Source organism: Alloactinosynnema sp. L-07 (assembly GCF_900070365.1).
In the GTDB taxonomy this organism is placed as follows: domain Bacteria; phylum Actinomycetota; class Actinomycetes; order Mycobacteriales; family Pseudonocardiaceae; genus Actinokineospora.
In genome coordinates, this window is sequence record NZ_LN850107.1 from 3432407 (window position 1) to 3449852 (window position 17446).

6 protein-coding genes are annotated in these 17446 nt (G+C 71.3%); 1 reads left to right on the forward strand and 5 read right to left on the reverse strand.

What is annotated here, in order from left to right; all coding sequences use genetic code 11:
* Positions 1-38: 38 nt before the first annotated feature.
* The 5 genes from BN1701_RS15055 to BN1701_RS15075 form a co-directional block, all read right to left on the reverse strand.
* Positions 39-1139, reverse strand: a complete 1101-nt coding sequence (locus BN1701_RS15055) for a TauD/TfdA family dioxygenase (protein WP_197672097.1) — start codon at positions 1137-1139, stop codon at positions 39-41.
* Positions 1136-2395 (reverse strand): MFS transporter, encoded by a 1260-nt coding sequence (locus BN1701_RS15060; RefSeq protein WP_054049370.1) that lies wholly within the window; start codon positions 2393-2395, stop codon positions 1136-1138. The genes BN1701_RS15055 and BN1701_RS15060 overlap by 4 nt, the downstream gene beginning before the upstream one ends.
* A 64-nt stretch (positions 2396-2459) precedes the next feature.
* The gene (locus BN1701_RS15065; protein ID WP_054049372.1) at positions 2460-9620 is read right to left on the reverse strand and encodes a non-ribosomal peptide synthetase; all 7161 of its coding nucleotides are present in this window, start codon (positions 9618-9620) and stop codon (positions 2460-2462) included.
* The gene (locus BN1701_RS15070) at positions 9617-16000 is read right to left on the reverse strand and encodes a non-ribosomal peptide synthetase (protein WP_157367997.1); all 6384 of its coding nucleotides are present in this window, start codon (positions 15998-16000) and stop codon (positions 9617-9619) included. Before BN1701_RS15070 ends, BN1701_RS15065 begins: the two co-directional genes overlap by 4 nt.
* 29 nt (positions 16001-16029) lie before the next feature.
* The gene (locus BN1701_RS15075) at positions 16030-16224 is read right to left on the reverse strand and encodes an MbtH family protein (protein ID WP_054049375.1); all 195 of its coding nucleotides are present in this window, start codon (positions 16222-16224) and stop codon (positions 16030-16032) included.
* Positions 16225-16633: 409 nt separating this feature from the next.
* On the opposite strand from BN1701_RS15075, the gene BN1701_RS15080 reads away from it, so the two are divergent.
* Positions 16634-17422, forward strand: a complete 789-nt coding sequence (locus BN1701_RS15080; RefSeq protein ID WP_054049378.1) for an AfsR/SARP family transcriptional regulator — start codon at positions 16634-16636, stop codon at positions 17420-17422.
* Positions 17423-17446: the final 24 nt, after the last annotated feature.

Genomic DNA, 17446 nt, shown 5'->3' on the forward strand with positions numbered 1-17446 from the left:
TCGAGTGGGGCGCCACCGCCCCACTCGACCCTGAATACTCACGCGGTCACGGCCGCCGGTTCGGTGGTCGGGGCGCAGTCGGACAGCGCGATCGGGTCGCCCATGCTGACGACGATCTTGCGGTCGCCCTTGTAGGACTCGCGGCCGTGGGCGCACAGGATGTTGTCGACCAGCATCACGTCGCCCGGTTGCCAGGACTCGCGCATGGTCACCTGGTCGTAGGCCTTGTTGAGGGCGTCGGCCTCGTCCTGGGTGAGGGGGGTGCCGTCGCCGAAGAAGGTGCAGAAGGGCATGCCGTTCGCGCCGAAGGCCTCGATCAGGACCTCACGCACCTCGTCGTCAAGGGTCCAGTGGTTCCAGAAAGCGGTGTGGTTGAACCAGACCTGCTCGCCGGTCACGGGGTGGGTGATGATCGCGGAGCGGCGCTGGCGGGTGCGCAGCGAGTCGTCCTCGGTCCACTCGTAGCCGACGGTGTTCTCCGCGCAGTAGCGTTCGACCTCGGCCTTGTCGGTGGTGGCGAAGCTGGTGCGCCACGGCAGGCCCGCGAGATCGGAGTAGTTGCGGACCAGCAGCCACCCCTTCTCCGCGAACCGTGCCCGCAGGTCGTCCGGGAGCAGGCGCAGCACCTCGCGCATGTCGCCGACGGTGGTGGCGCCGCCCTCGTGGGGGGCGATAAGGCAGCCGAACAGCAGGAAGCCCGGGAACTCCAGGGTGTAACTGTTCTCGTTGTGCAGGCGGATGGGCTGGACCGCGGGCAGGTCGGTCGACGAGAACACCCCGTGGCCGTAGTCGGATCGCGGCGTCGCCTTCTCCCGGTAGCCAGCCGGGCTGGGCAGCAGCAGGTCCTTGACCACCGCGAAGTCCGCTGTGGTCACCACCGGCAGACCCCGGACCAGCACGCAGCCGAGCCGCTGGACGGTGGCCCGGATCCTGGGCAGGTTCGTGGTCAGCCACTCCGCCGCGGCGACCATGTCCGGGATGTCCGCGATGGTCGCGATGGGTGGCTTGCCCGCGTCCGTGCGGACATCGAGGCTGTCGGCCGCGGTGTCGCGGATACTGGAGGGATCTTGCCTGCCGACCTGCTGGGCTCCGCTGGACGGTGCCTGTTTGGGTGGATCGCTTTGCTTGGGGACGGTCATGCTTTCTCCTCAGGTGTGGGAACAGGCAGGTCGCGGCCCGTGCGGATCGGGCCGATGTACAACGTGAAACCCGCGGCGATGTTGGCGATCACGAGGATCCAGATCGCGGTGCGCAGGTCGAGGACGGTGCCGAGCACGCCGCCGAGGAGGCTGCCGATCGGGTTGACGCCGAAGATCACGAACCGGATGCTCATGGCGACCCGGCCGAGCATCTCGCGCGGGCAGTACGCCTGGCGGAAGCTCACCGCGATCACACTGTTGGCCGCGGTCCCCATGCTCGACCCCATCACCCCGACCAGGGCGAGCACGATGCCGATGCCGGGATCGGCCAGCGGGAACAGCAGCCCGAACAGCGCGGTCACCGGACTGCCCAGCCGCAGCGCCCTGGCCGACCCGACACGGCGGCTATACCAGGGGGCCAGGGTGGCGCCGAGCACGCCGCCGATGGCGATGGCCGCGGTGAGCGCGCCGACCACCCAGCCGCCGAGACCCGCGGTACGCACCAGGAACAGCACCCACAGCGCCTGCAGCCCCGCCATGCAGAAGTTCACCGCGCCGGAGTGCAGGGTGAGCACGCTCAGGTAGGGGTCGCGGACCACGACTTTGAGGGCCTCCGCCACCTCGGCGAGGATGCCGCGCCGCGGCTTGGGTTCGGTGGCGGGCTCGACGGCCCGGATCGACCGCAGGCACAGCGCCGACACCACGAAGCTCGCCGCGTCCACCATCAGACCCGCCACCGCGCCGGTCACGGTCGCGAGGACACCGCCGATGCCTGGCCCGGCGACCTTGGCCGCCTGCTCGGTCATGTGCAGGCGGGAGTTGGCCCCCAGCAGGTTGTCCCGGCCGACGAGGAAGGGGACGTAGGCACTGTAGGCGGCGGTGAAGAGCACGGTCGCGCAGCCGACGGCGAACGCAACAAACAGGATGTGTGCCAGCGTCAGCACCCCGAGCCAGGCCGCGACCGGCACACTGGCCAACAGCACCGCCGACGCGATGTCACAGGCGATCATGAGCGGGCGTTTGCGCACCCGGTCGGCCCAGGCGCCTGCCTGCAGGCCGATCACCAACCAGGGCAACCAGATCGCGGCGTTGAGCACGCCCATCGTGAACGCGTCCGCGCTCAGGACCTGGATCATGACCAGCGGAAGGGCGACGGTGGTCACCGCGCCGCCGGTCTTGCTGACGGCTTGCCCGGCCCAGAACAGCATGAAGTTCCGCTCACCCAGCACACTGGGCCGCGCGGCCACCTGCGTCATCGCTCCCCCAACCACATCGTGACCAACTGACTCTCACCCAACGCACTTGGCCGCGCGGCCATCTTCACCGCTCCCCCAACCACGCCGTCACCAACTGACCAACACACGCGATCGGCGCAGGCTTCATCATGTCGAAATGTCCACAGTCGACACCGTGGTCGTCGATCCGCCCAGTGGCGAAGTCCCGCCAGAGGTCCGCACCGCCGCCGCGGGTGCGGGCGCTGCGTTCGGCGGTCACGTAGAGGATGTCGCCGTCGACCACGTCGGTCGGGGCGCCCACCAGGACCCGGATGAGGTTGCCCGACGCGTCGGCCAGGCGGGTCAGCATGTCTTCTGGCAGGCCGAATCCGGCCGCCACCGCCGACCGCAGCCGGTCGGTGTCGTCGTCCACGGCCAACCCGAGGTCCTGGGCCATCGTGGTCAGCAGAGCGCGCTCGATCTGGTCGCCCCAGTCCGGCAGGGTCGACTGCCCGTCGGGCGGGAACGAGTCGAGCAGGGCCAGCAGTTCCACCTCGGCGCCCTCGCGCTGAAGTCTGGCGGTGACGGCGTGGGCGATGTTCCCGCCCAGCGACCAGCCCAGCAGCCGGTACGGTCCCTCGGGCTGGACCTCCCTGATCCGGCGCGCGTAGCCCGCGGTCAGCTCGTCGAGGTCGAGCGGCCAGGTGTCGAGATCGATCTGCAGGCCGTGCAATGGCAGGCCATCAGGAACATGGCGCTGTAGCACCGAATAGCACCACGCCACCCCCGACACCGGGTGGACGCAGAACAGCGGAGGCTGGTCGCCGTGGGGGCGGATGGGCACGACCGGATCGATCCGCGCGGGTGTTCCCGAGGAGATGGCGTCGGCCAGGCCGAGCACGGTCGGCGCCTGGAACAGGGCGCGGACCGGCAGGTCCACGCCCAGGCTCTCCCGGACGCGGCCGACCAGGCGGGCCGCCAGCAGCGAATGGCCGCCCATGGCGAAGAAGTTGTCGTCGACGCCCACCGAGTCCAGTCCGAGCACCTCGCCGAAGAGTCCACAAAGGATCTCTTCGCGGCCGGTGCGCGGCGCGCGGCCGGTGGCCGTGCGCTCGGGGGCGGGCAGGGCACGGCGGTCGAGCTTCCCGTTGGTGGTCAAGGGAAGACGATCGAGTCCGACGAATGCCGAGGGCACCATGTAGTCCGGCAGCATCGCCGCCACGTGCCCGTGAAGTGCCGCGTCCGCCTCGGGCACCACATAGGCCACGAGCCGCTGGTCACCAGGAGTGTCCTCGCGGGCGATCACGGCGACCTGGCCCACCGACGGATGCGAGGCCACAGCGGCCTCGATCTCGCCCAACTCGATCCGGAAACCCCGGATCTTGACCTGCTGGTCGACCCGACCCACGTACACGAGTTCGCCATCACGAGTCCACCGAGCCGCGTCACCCGTGCGATACATCCGTTCGCCCGTCTCGAACGGACACGCGACAAACCGCTCGGCAGTCAGCGTCGGCCTCCCCAGGTACCCCCTGGCCAGGCCCTCGCCGGCTACATACAGCTCGCCGACCACCCCGGGCGGCACCGGCTGGAGCCGCGCGTCGAGGACGTAGGTGCGCAGGTCGGGGATCGGGCGGCCGATCGGGCTGCCCGCGCGCTCGCCACCAGTGCCCGCGGTCAGCGGCAGATAGCTGACGTGCACGGTGGTCTCGGTGATCCCATACATGTTCACCAGCTCCGGCGCGTCCGGGCGGCGGCCGTACCAGTCGCCGAGCAGGCCGGGTTCGAGTGCCTCGCCGCCGAACACCACGTGCCGCAGGCTCAGCTCGGCCCCGGTGTCGGCCTCGATCAGCTGGTAGAAGGCCGACGGGGTCTGGCTGAGCATCGTGACCCGCTCATCGGCGAGCAACTGGAAGAACTCGCTCGGGCTCCGGCTGATGTCGAACGGGACGACCACGAGCCTGCCGCCGTACAGCAGCGCGCCCCACATCTCCCACACCGAGAAGTCGAAGGCGTAGGAATGGAACATCGTCCACACGTCGTCGGCGCCGAAGCCGAACCAGGGCTCGGTCGACTCGAACAGCCGGACCACGTTGCGGTGGGTGATCACCGCGCCCTTCGGCTTGCCGGTCGAGCCCGAGGTGTAGATCACATAGGCCGGATGTTCCAGCCGCAGCGGCGAACGCCGATCGTCGTCGGTGACCGGATTCGGGTCGGCGTCGATCGAGTCCAGCGTGATGACCGGGCCTGACCATGGCGCGTCCGGTTCGATCGTGATGAGCAGCGCGGGACGCGCGTCATCGAGCACGTAGCGCACGCGGTCGGCCGGATAGGTCGGATCGACCGGGACATAGGCGGCCCCAGCCGTCACCACGCCCAGCAGCGCGACCACCTGCCCGATCGACCGCGGCAGCAGCAGCGCCACCCGGTCCTCCGCGCCGACGCCCGCGGCGATCAGCTCACGCGCGACACCGTTGGCGGCCGCGGCCAGCTCGGCGTAGGTCAGCGACTCGGCGCCACAGGACACCGCCACCGCGTCCGGCATGGCCGCCGCCCGCTGGGCGAACAGCTCAGGCAGGGTGCCGGTGCCCAGTTCAAACGACGCCGCCGGATTCCACTCGGTGAGCACCAGATGGCGTTCCGCCGCGCCCATGATGTCCACTTCGGACACAGCGACAGCCGGGTCGGCGGTGACCGCCGTGAGCACCCGGACCAGCCGCTCGGCAAGATCCTCGATCGTGGCCCGGTAGAACAGGTCGACGGCGAACTGGACGTCGCACCGGATCCCGGTCGGCCCGCCGTCGTCGTCGAACGTCTCCGCCAGCGCGAAGGTCAGGTCGACCTTGGCGGTGGCCGCGCCGACCGGCTCGGGCGCGATCTCGACGCCGGGCAGGACGCCCGCCGCCCCTGGGGTGTTCTGCAGGACCAGCATGACCTGGAACAGCGGGTTGTAGGACAGCGACCGCGGCGGGTTCAGGTGCTCGACCACCCGCTCGAACGGCACGTCCTGGTGGGCGAACGCGGTCAGGTCGGTGTCGCGCACCCGATCCAGCAACTCGGCGAACGTCGGGTCACCCGTGGTGTCCGTGCGCAGGACCAGGGTGTTCACGAAGAAGCCGACCAGGTCATCGAGCGCCTCGTCGACGCGGCCCGCGACCGGGGTCCCGATCGGGACGTCGCCGCCCACACCCAGCCGCGTCAGCAGTGCCGCCAGCGCCGCGTGCAGCACCATGAACACTGTGACGCCGTTCGACCGGGCCAAGTCCGTGATGCCTGCGTGCAGGTGCCCGTCGATCAGCGCCGAGACGGTGCCACCGCGATAGCTCGAGACGGCGGGCCGGGGCCGGTCGGTGGGCAGGGCGAGGCACTCGGGCAAGCCCGCGAGGTTCGCCCCCCAGAAGGCCAGCTGCTCGGACAGCAGACTCCGCGGGTCGTTCGCGTCGCCAAGCAGTCGACGCTGCCACAGCGTGTAGTCCGCGTACTGCACCGGCAGCGGCGCCCAGCCGGGCCCATGGCCCGCGACTCGGGCCTGGTAGGCGGTGCCGAGGTCGCGCAACAGCGGACCCATCGACCAGCCGTCGGCGGCGATGTGGTGCACCACCACGAGAAGCACGTGCTCCTGCGGCGCCGTCGCGAACAACGTCACCCGCAACTGCGGCGCGGCGAGATCGAACACGGCGCCCGCCGCCGCGCGCACCAGCTCGGACACCTCGGCTTCGGCGCACTCGACCACCGCGAGCTCGGGCCGATGGTCGGCGAGCACGACCTGGCAGGGCTCCCCCGCCACGTCGGCGAACACGGTGCGCAGCGCTTCGTGACGGGTCACGACGTCGCCGAGCGCGGCCTCCAGCGCGGCAAGATCCACCGGCCCGCGCAACCGCAGCGCGCCTGGGATGTTGTAGGTGGCGCTGGGGCCCTCCAACCGGTTGAGGAACCAAAGCCGTTGCTGGGCGAACGAGAGCGGGACTCGGTCCGGCCGGGGTTCCGGCCGCACCGCGCGCCGCGCGGTCTCCCCGTTGTCGAGGACAGCGGCCAAGCCCGCGACCGTGGGCGTCTGGAACAGCGAGCGCACCGACAATTCGGCGCCGAACGCGGCGCGGACGCGGCTGATCAGCTGGGTGGCGAGCAGCGAGTGGCCGCCCAAGGCGAAGAAGCTGTCGTCCACGCCGACCGCGTCGACCCCGAGGGTGCGCGCGAAGAGTCCACAAAGGATCTCCTCACGGCCGGTGCGCGGCGCGCGGCCGGTAGCCGTGCGCTCAGGGGCAGGCAGGGCACGGCGGTCGAGCTTCCCGTTGGTGGTCAAGGGAAGGCGATCCAGCCCGACGAACGCCGAGGGCACCATGTAGTCCGGCAGCATCGCCGCCACGTGCCCGTGAAGTGCCCCGTCCGCCTCGGGCACCACATAGGCGACAAGCCGCTGATCGCCAGGAGTGTCCTCCCGGGCGATCACGGCGACCTGGCCCACCGACGGATGCGTGGCCACGGCGGCCTCGATCTCGCCCAACTCGATCCGGAATCCCCGGATCTTGACCTGCTGGTCGACCCGACCCACGTACACGAGTTCACCGCCACGAGTCCACCGAGCCGCGTCACCCGTGCGATACATCCGCTGGCCCGTCTCGAACGGGCACGCGACGAATCGTTCGGCAGTCAGCGTCGGCCTCCCCAGGTATCCCCTGGCCAGCCCCTCGCCCGCCACATACATCTCGCCGACCACCCCGGGCGGCACCGGGCGTAGCCGCTCGTCCAGGACATAGATGCGCAGATCGGGGATCGGCACGCCGATGCCCGCGTGGTCGGGCCCGGTGAGCGCCAGGTAGCTGACGTGCACGGTGGTCTCGGTGATCCCGTACATGTTGATCAGCACCGGGTCGGTGTGCTTGGCGTACCAGTCGCGCAGCTTCGCGGGCTCCAAGGCCTCGCCGCCAAAGACCACCCAGCGCAGCGCCAGCGGCAGGTCGGTGTCGCGGTCGGCCTCAATCAGCTGGTAGAAGGCCGACGGGGTCTGGTTGAGGACGGTGACACCCTCGTCGGAGAGCAGCCGCCGGAAGTCCTGCGGGCTGCGGCTCACCTCGAACGGCACCACCACGAGCTTGCCGCCGTAGAGCAGCGCGCCCCACATCTCCCAGACGGAGAAGTCGAAGGCGTACGAGTGGAACATCGTCCACACGTCATCCGGGCCGAACCCGAACCAGGCCTCAGTGGAGTCGAAGAGCCGCAGGACGTTGCGGTTGGTGATGACCGCGCCCTTGGGCTTGCCGGTGGAGCCGGAGGTGTAGATGACGTAGGCCGCGTGCGCGTCGACCAGCGGCCGGACGCGGTCGGCGTCGGTCACCGGGGCGTCGGAGAACTTACCTGCGTCCGTGGTGAGCACCGGGCACGCCCAGCCGCCATCGGCCAACTCGGACGTGGTGATCAGGCACTTCGGCGCGGCGTCGGCGAGCACGTACTCCACCCGCTCCCTCGGGTAGGCGAGGTCGACCGGGACGTATGCCGCCCCCGTGGTCGCCACTGCCACCACCGCGACCACCTGTTCGACAGAACGGGGCAGCAGCAGCGCGACCCGATCCTCGGGTCCGACTCCGTCGGCGATCAGGCGCCGAGCGAGCCGGTTCGCCCGACTCGCGAGCTCGGCGTAGGTCAGCTCCTCGCGGTCGCAGGCGACCGCGACGGCGTCCGGGGAAACGGCGGCCTGCCTGGCGAACGACTCGGCCAGCGACGACGCGGATCGTCGCGCCCGAGCACGACGGCTACCCGACGCATCTGATCCCGCCGGGCGGCTCGCGGGACTACCGTTACCCGTCAGCATCGGGTCGGCGAACGCGGGCCTGCTCCAGGACAGCACCCGGTGGCGTTCGGCGGCACCCATGATGTCCACTTCGGACACTGCGACAGTCGGGTCGACGGTGACCGCGGTCAGTACCCGGACCAGCCGCTCGGCCAAGTCCTCGACCGTGGCCCGGTCGAACAGGTCGACGGCGAACTGGATGTCGCACCGGATCCCGTCCGGCCTGCCCTGATCGAAGGACTCCGCGAGTGCGAACGTCAGGTCCACCTTGGCAGTCGCCACGCCGACAGGCTCGACCTCGACCTCAAGGCCGGGCAGCAGATTCGCCGCCCGCTGGTTGTTCTGCAGCGCCAGCATGACCTGGAACAGCGGGTTGTACGCGCTCGACCGCGGCGGGCTGAGCAACTCCACCACCCGCTCGAACGGGACGTCCTGGTTGGCGTAGGCGGCCAGGTCGGTGTCGCGCACCCTGGCCAGCAGGTCCAGGAACGTCGGGTCGCCGCTGACATCGGCGCGCAGGACCAGTGTGTTGATGAAGAACCCGACCAGGTCGTCCAGGGCCTCGTCGGTGCGGCCCGCGATCGGCGACCCGATCGGGATGTCGGTCCCGGCGCCGAGCCCGCACAGCAGCGCGGCCACCGCCGCGTGCAGGACCATGAACACCGTGGCGCCGTTCGCCTGTGCCAGTTCCGCGATCCTGGCGTGCGTCTCGGGTTCGATCACCAGCGACACGTTGCCGCCGCGGTAGCTCGACGCGGGCGGGCGCGGGCGATCGGTGGGCAGCGTCAGGCACTCGGGCAGGCCTGCCAACTCCTTGCCCCAATACGCCAGCTGTTCGGCCAGCAGGCTGTCCGGGTCGCTCGCGTCGCCGAGCAGTTCGCGCTGCCACAGCGTGTAGTCCACGTACTGCACCGGCAGCGGCTCCCAGTCCGGGGCCGCGCCAGAGCGCCGCGCGCCGAACGCCACGCCGAGGTCGCGCAGCAGCGGCGCGATCGACCAGCCGTCGGCGGCGATGTGGTGCACCGTCAGCAGCAGGACGTGTTCGGCGACCGGATCGGGCGGTGGGCAACTCACATGCGCCCGGTCCCCCACCGCGGCACTCATGTGGGAGTGTTCCTCGGCCCCGATCGCGAAGACGGTGGCCCGGATCGGCGGTGTCGGCGCGGCGAGGTCGAAGACGTACCCCGCCGCGGCGCGCACCGATTCGGCGACCTCGTCGGGGGCGCACCCGACGATCGAGAAGTCCGGCCGCGAGTCGGCCTCGGGCAGGACCCGCTGGTAGGGCTCGCCGTCGACCTCGCCGAACACAGTGCGCAGCGCCTCGTGCCGGACCACGACGTCGCCGAACGCCGCGGCCAGCGCCACGTGGTCCAGCGGTCCGCGCAGCCGTAGCGCCCCGCTGATGTTGTAGGTCGCGCTCGGGCCCTCCAGCCGGTTGAGGAACCAAAGCCTCTGCTGCGCGAACGACAGCGGGATCATCGAGTGTCCTCAGTGGTCGGACGCGGCCGCGCCCGCAGGGCGGCGCGGGCGGGCTTTGCCTGGTCGAGCAGCTCGTCCAGCCCGGCCACCGTCGGCGCCTGGAACAGCGTGCGCAGCGACAGCTCGACGCCGAGCGCGGCGCGTGCCCTGCTGACGAACCGGGTGGCCAGCAGCGAGTGCCCGCCCAGGGTGAAGAAGTTGTCGTCGATGCCGACCGACTCCAGGCCCAGGATCTCGGCCACCAGCTCGCACAGCTTCTCTTGGCGAGGAGACTGCGGACCGCGCGAGGTCGGCGCCGCCTTGGTGCCCGGCTCGGGCAGGGCGCGGCGGTCCAGCTTGCCGTTCGGGGTGAGCGGAACCTCCTCGATCGCGACGAACGCCGACGGCACCATGTACTCGGGCAGCCGATCCTCGGCGTGCGCGCGCAGCTCCGCCTCGTCGGCCGTGCCGATGACATAGGCCACCAGGCGCCGGGCACCTGGGGTGTCCTCGCGGTCGACCACCACGGCCCGGGTGACCGACGGGTGGTCGGCCAGCACGGCGGCGACCTCGCCGGGCTCGATCCGGAAGCCCCGGATCTTGACCTGGTCGTCGGCCCGGCCGAGGAACTCCAGCACGCCCGCGGCCGTCCAGCGGACCAGGTCGCCCGTGCGGTACATCCGCGACCCGTTGGGCCCGAACGGATCGGCGACGAAGCGCTCCGCCGTCAGTGCCGTCCTGCCGTGGTAGCCGCGGGCCAGCGGGGTGCCCGCCAGGTACAGCTCACCGGGGGTTCCCGGCGGGGTCGGGCGCAGCGAGCCGTCGAGCACGTAGGCGCGGGTGTTCCACATCGGGTGGCCGATCACCGGGCGCTCGCTGTCGGCGAGCCTGCCGACCGCGGTCACCACCGTGCACTCGGTCGGCCCGTAGAGGTTGTACGCGGTGACACCGGTGGCCGCCCGCACCCGCTCCCACAGCCGGGGGCCACTCGCCTCGCCGCCGAGGAACACCACCGAAGGTCGGGTGCCGCCGTCGAGCAGACCCTGCTCCAGCAGTTCCTCCGCGTGGCTGGGCGTGGCCTCCAGGACGTCGATCCCACGGCCCCGCACGTAGTCGATCAGCGCGGTGACGTCGCGGCGCACGTCGTCGTCGAGCACGTGCAGCTCGTGGCCCGCCAGCATCCAGAACACCAGGTTCCACGAGGCGTCGAAGGACAGCGACGCGATCAGCGCCACCCGCAGCGCCCGGCCCGCGGCGGTGGCCGCGGGGGCCATCACCTCGCGGCGGTGGAAGTCGAACAGCCCGGCCAGACTCTCGTGGCACACCACCACGCCCTTGGGCCTGCCGGTCGAGCCGGAGGTGTAGATCACGTACGCCGGGTGCCGCCGCTCCACCACCACATCGAGCGGGCCGTCGGCCAGGCCTGCCAGCTCCGCGCGGGTCTCGGGCGCGTCGAGCACCACCGACGCCACTCCCTCGACCGGCGTGCCCGCGGTGAGCACCACGGTCGGGCGGGCGTCGTCGAGCATGAACCGCACCCGGTCGGCCGGGTAGGACGGGTCGATCGGCACATAGCCGCCGCCGGTCTTCCACACCGCCAGCAAGGCGACCAGCGCCTCGGCCGAGCGGGGCAGCATCAGCCCGACCAGGCGCTCCGGGCCGACGCCGCGGGCGACCAGCAGGCGGGCCAGCCGGTTGGCCCTGCGGTCCAGTTCGGCGAAGGTCACCGACTCGTCGGCGCACACCACCGCGACCGCGTTCGGGGTAGCGGCGGCCTGCCTGCCGAACACCTCGACGGGCAGCGGGCCCGGCGCCTCGGTCCGGCCGTGCCACTGCTCCAGCACGCGCCGCCGCTCGCGCGGCAGCACGACGTCGATGGCGCTGAGCGCCGCCTCCGGGGCCATGGTGACCGCGTCGAGCACCTGGACCAGCCGGTCGGCGATGGCCAGCACGGTGTCGCGCTCGAACAGGTCCACGGCATACTCGAGGTCCCAGTCGAGCCCGTCCGGGGTGCCGTCCGGCCGGTGGGACTCGTTGACGCGGAAGGTCAGGTCGAACTTCGACGTGGCCGTGTCCACTGGCTCGATGTCGATCGTCAGGCCGGGCAGCAGTCCCGCGGCGGGTGGCGTGTTCGACAGCATGAGCAGGATCTGGAACAGCGGATTGTGCGAGAGCGAGCGCGTCGGGTTGACGTGCTCGACCACCCGCTCGAACGACACGTCCTGGTTGGCGTACGCGGCCAGGTCGGTCTCGCGGACCCTGGCGAGCAGTTCCCGGAAGGTGGGGTCGCCCGCGGTGTCGACCCGCAGGACGAGGGTGTTGACGAAGAAGCCCACCAGGTCGTCGAGGGCCTCGTCGGTGCGGCCGGCGATCGGCGAGCCGACCGCGATGTCGGTGCCCGCGCCGATCCTGGTCAGCATCGCCGACAGCGCCGCGTGCAGGACCATGTAGAGGGTGACCCCGCCCGCGCGGGCCAGGTCGGCGATCCGGGCGTGCAGGTCGGCGTCGACCCGGAACCGGACGGTGTCACCGCGATGGCTCGCGGCGGCGGGTCGAGGTCGGTCGGTCGGCAGCGCGAGGCACTCCGGCGTGCCCGCGAGCTGGGTGCCCCAGTAGTCGAGCTGCTTGGCGACCAGGCTCTCGGGATCGTCGGCGGCGCCGAACAGCTCGGCCTGCCAGAGGCTGTAGTCCATGTACTGCACCGGCAGCGGTTCCCAGTCGGGGCCGTGTCCGGCGCGGCGCGCGGTGTAGGCGGTGCCCAGGTCGCGCAGCAGCGGAGCGATCGACCAGCCGTCGGAGGCGATGTGGTGCACCACCACGAGCAGCGCGTGCTCCTCGGGACCCGCGGCGAACAGCTCGACGCGGATCGGAACCTCACCGGCGGCCACGTCGAACGGGCGCACGGCCGCGGCGTGCAGGGCGGGCTTGAGCCCGGCGGCGTCGCAGTCGACCACCGCGAGGGTGAGCCCGACCTGGTCCGCACCAAGAATTCGCTGGTAGGGCTCACCTTCCACGTCGGTGAACACGGTGCGCAGCGCCTCGTGTCGGCCGACGACGTCGGTCAGCGCGGCGGCCAGGGCGTCGCGGTCCAGCGGTCCGCGCAGCCGCAGTGCCCCGGAGATGTTGTAGGTGGCGCTCGGGCCCTCCAGCCGGTTCAGGAACCACATCCGCCGCTGGGCGAACGACAGCGGCACCTGTTCGGGCCGCTCCCGCCTGGTCAGCGCCGGACGGGCGCCGGAGGCCAGGTCCAGGTAGCGGTCGAGTTCGCGCACGGTCGGCGCACCGAACAGGGTGCGCAAAGAGAGTTCCACGCCGAAGACACCGCGCGTGCGGCTGACGAACCGGGTGGCCAGCAGCGAATGCCCGCCGACGGCGAAGAAGTCGTCGTCCACCCCCACGGAGTCGACGCCGAGCACCTCGGCGAAGAGTCCACAAAGGATCTCCTGGCGGGCCGAGCGCGGCCCACGGGCGGCCGAGCCGCGCGAATCCGGCTCCGGCAACGCCGCTCGGTCCAGCTTGCCGTTGGCCCCCAAGGGAAGCTGGTCGAGTTCGACGAACGCGGCCGGGACGAGATAGTCCGGCAGCCGCGCCTCGGCGAAGGACCGCAGCGAGTCCAGCTCGCCGCCGGCGGAGACGACGTAGGCGACCAGGCGCGGCCCGGTGTCGCCGTCGGCGCGGGCTACCACCGCCGCCCTGGCCACCGACGGGTGGCCGAGCAGGGTGGCCTCGACCTCGCCCGGCTCGACCCGGAACCCGCGGATCTTGACCTGGTGGTCGGCTCGGCCCAAATACTCCAGTTGCCCGTCGGCGGTCCAGCGGACCAGGTCGCCGGTCCGGTACATCCTGGTCCCAAGTGGACCGTAGGGGTCGGCGACGAAGCGCTCGGCGGTCAGCGCAGGCCTGCGGTGGTAGCCGCGGGCGAGCGGATCGCCTGCCAGGTACAGCTCACCGGTGGTGCCGGGCGGCACGAAGCGCAGCGCGGGATCCAGGACGTAGGCGCGAGTGTTGCGCACCGGCCTGCCGATCACCGGGCGCTCGCTGTGGGCGGGCCTGCCGATCGCGGTGACCACCGTGCACTCGGTCGGGCCGTACATGTTGAACGTGGCGACACCGTCGACGGAGACAACCGCAGCCGCGGCTGTTCGCAGGTCAGTCGTGCCGATAGTGCTGTTCGAGCTCATTGAACGCAGGCGGTGCCACAGCCGCGCGCCCGCGGGCTCGCCGCCGAGGAAGAGCACCGACGGGCGGACGTCGCCGTCGAGCAGACCTTGCGCGAGCAGTTCCTCGGCGTAGGTGGGCGTGGCCTCCAGCACGTCGATCGCGTGCTCGCGAGCGTAGGCGACCAACCCGGTGACGTCGCGGCGGAGCTCGTCGTCGAACACGTGCAGCTCGTGCCCGGTGAGCAGCCAGGCCAACAGGTTCCAGGACGCGTCGAACGACAGCGACTGGATCAGGCCGACCCGCTTGGGCCGGTCGGCCGTGATCACCTCGGCGCGGTGGTGGGCGATCAGGTTGCCCAGGCCGCCGTGGCTGACCACCACGCCCTTGGGTCGCCCGGTCGAACCGGAGGTGTAGATCACGTACGCCGGGTGGCAGGCCTCGGTCGCCCCTGGCCGCTCCACGGCGCTCAGCGGGCGCGGGTCGAAGCCCGCGAGCACGGCGGCGGTGTCCGGCGAGTCGAGCACGACCACCGAGGTGCCCGCCACCCGCGAGCGGTGTTCGGCCAGCGTCACCACGGCGGCCGCATCGGCGTCGGCGAGCATCATGGCCACCCGGTCGTCGGGGTAGGCCGGGTCGACCGGGACGTAGGCGCCGCCCGCCTTCCACGCGGCCAGCAGCCCGACGACCAGGTCAACCGAGCGCGGCAGCACCAGGGCGACCAGACTCTCGGGGCCGACACCGCGGGCGATCAGCAGCCGGGCCAGCCGGTTGGCCCGGCGGTCCAGTTCGGCGAAGGTCACCTTGACGCCGTCACACACCACCGCCACCGCGTCGGGGGTGGCGGCGACCTGGGCGGCGAACACCGCGGGCGGGAGTTCGGCGGGCGCGGCCGTCGGCCCGTGCCACCGCGCCACCAGCGCGCTCTCGTTCGGCAGCAGGAGATCGATCCGCCGCGCGGGCTGGTCGGGGTCGTCGGTGATCGACTCCAGCACCTGGACCAGGCGCGCGGCGACGCCCTCGGCGAAGGCGCGGTCGAGCAGGTCGGCGCGGTACTCCACGTCGAGCCCGAGCGCCGCGCCGACAGCGCGGACCGTGACGCTCAACGAGAAGTTCGTGCCGCCCTGGATGTCCACATCGGACATCTGGAAAGGACTGTCGCCGAGAGCGGAGCCGACTGGGACGTTCTGGAACACGAAGTGGGTGTCGAACAGCTCGGTGACGCCCGCCGCGCGCTGGATGTCGACCAGCCCGAGGTGCTGATGGGCCACCAGCGCGGCCTGCTCGGCCTGCACGCGCGCCAGCAGTTCGGCAGCGGTCTCACGGTGGCCGGGGCGCACCCGCACCGGGACGGTGTTGATGAACAGGCCGACCATGGACTCCATGCCGGGCAGCTCGGCGGGACGGCCGGACACCGTGGCGCCGAAGACGGCGTCGTCGCGACCGGTGACCCCGCCCAGCACCAGTCCCAGCGCGCCCTGGAACACCGTGTTCAGGGTCAGGCCGCGGCTCAGTGCGAAACCGCGCAGCCGCGCGCACAGGTCCTCGGGCAGCTCGATGGAGATCTCGTCGGCCACCAGCGGCTGGCGGGTCGGGTCGGCCGGGGCCAGCAGGGTCGGCCCGGCCAGGTCCCGCAGCGCGGCACCCCACGCCCGCTCGGCGGCGGGCTTGTCCTGTCGGGCCAGCCAGGAATAGAACTCGCGGTACGGGGTCGGCGCGGGCAGCCCCGTGCCGTCGCCGCCGCGCGCGTAGAGCTGGAACAACTCGTTGATCAGCACCGACGTTGACCAGCCGTCGACCACGATGTGGTGGTTGGTGACGATGAACCGGTGCCGGTCGGGCCCCAATCGCACCAGCAGGAACCGCAGCAGCGGCGGCCGGGACAGGTCGAACCGGTCCCCCTGCGCCGACCGGGTCAGTTCGGCCAGCCGCTCCGCCTGCTCGGTGCCGGTGTGGCCGGCCAGGTCGACCTGACGCCACGGCAGCGCGACCTCGCGGCGGACCACCTGCACGGTGCGGTCCTCGCGGTCCTGCCGGAAGCAGGCGCGCAGGCTCTGGTGCCTGGCCAGCAGTTCGGCACAGGACGCGCGCAGGGCGACCACGTCGAGCGGTCCCTCCAGCAGCGCGGAGAACTGCATCGTGTAGACGTCCGGTCCGCTCTCGTCGAACCGGGCGTGGAACAACAGGCCCTCTTGCAGTGGCGTCAGCGGAAGGACGTCTTCGACGGTCGTGGTGCGGGTCATGTCGCGGTTGCTCCCAGGCACGGAGAGGGTTAGGCCAGGCTCTTGGGGCGCAGGTCGGTCCAGGTCGCCTCGACGTGGTCGAGGCAGGCCGCGCGCCGGTCCGGGCCGAAGACCGCCGACCAGCCCGCGGGCACATCGAACCCGCCGGGCCACAGCGAGTGCTGGCCCTCGTCGTTGACCAGGACGACGTAGTCCGCGTCCTCGTTCTCAAATGGATTCGTCACGAATTCAACTCCAGAAAGTCGGCGCCCAAGTCCGAGGCGATCCTCGCAGGGGCGACTGACTCGCCGCTGACGGCATTCTGATCGACCCGGCCGCCAACTGAACTAATGCAGGCGCGCATAAATCGCATTGATTTCTGACAACGGTAGTTTCTACCCAGTTTCCGCTCCCGGCCCCGCCACCCACTGGGCACCCACCCGATCGGAGGCCCCCACGGTTGCGCCGATACCCCTGGTAGAGGCCGTGAATCGACGGTGGGTGAGGGTGTCGGGCGGGGTAGTGGCAGGTCCCCGGCCCCACCCGGCTCCGGTCGTATCCGGAACGAAGTCGGGTATCCGGCACGCATACGGCCACGGCCCGACGCGACTAAACCTTTAGGGGCACGGACAAACCGCTGACAAGGAAGAAGCCATGACAAGATTCGCCGTACTCGGACCGCTGGAATGCTGGTCAGGGCACCGTCAGATCGATATCCGCGGACCGTTGCAACGCAGCCTGCTCGCCGCCCTGCTGGCCACCGAGTCGCGACCGGTGTCGGTCGAGTCCCTGGTGACCGAACTGTGGGGCGACACGCCACCGGATCAGTGGGAGAACGCACTGCAGGCGCACGTGAGCAGGCTGCGCAGAAGACTCACCTCGATCGCCGACGAGCACCCGGCCCGCCTGATCGGCCTGGCCACCGGCTACCGCCTCGTGGTCGCCGAGACCGACCTCGACGCCACGACGTTCACCCGCCAGGTCGCCCACGCCCGCGCCATCGCCGCGGCCGACCCCACCGAGGCCGCCGACGTGCTGCGGTCGGCGCTGTCGCTGTGGCGTGGTCCCGCGTTCGCGATGGTCGCGGGCGGACCGCTGTGCCGGGCCGCCGCCCACCGCTACGAGGCGGCCAGGACGATGGCGCTGGAGACCCTGTTCGACACCGAGCTGCAGACCGGTAGGCACGTCGACATCATCCCCAGGCTGCGGGAGTTGGTGGAGTCGTCGGGGCTGAACGAGCGGTTCTGCGAGCAGCTGATGGTGGCGCTGTACCGGTCGGGCCGCCAGGCCGAGGCCCTGGCCACCTACCGGCGGATGCGCCACCGCCTCGACGACGAACTCGGCGTGCAGCCGACCAGGACGCTGCGCAACCACGAGAAGGCCATCCTCGTGCACCACCCCGCCCTGCACACCCGCGCCAACCACACCACGCTTCGCGAGTAGCCAACCCATACCGACTCAACACCG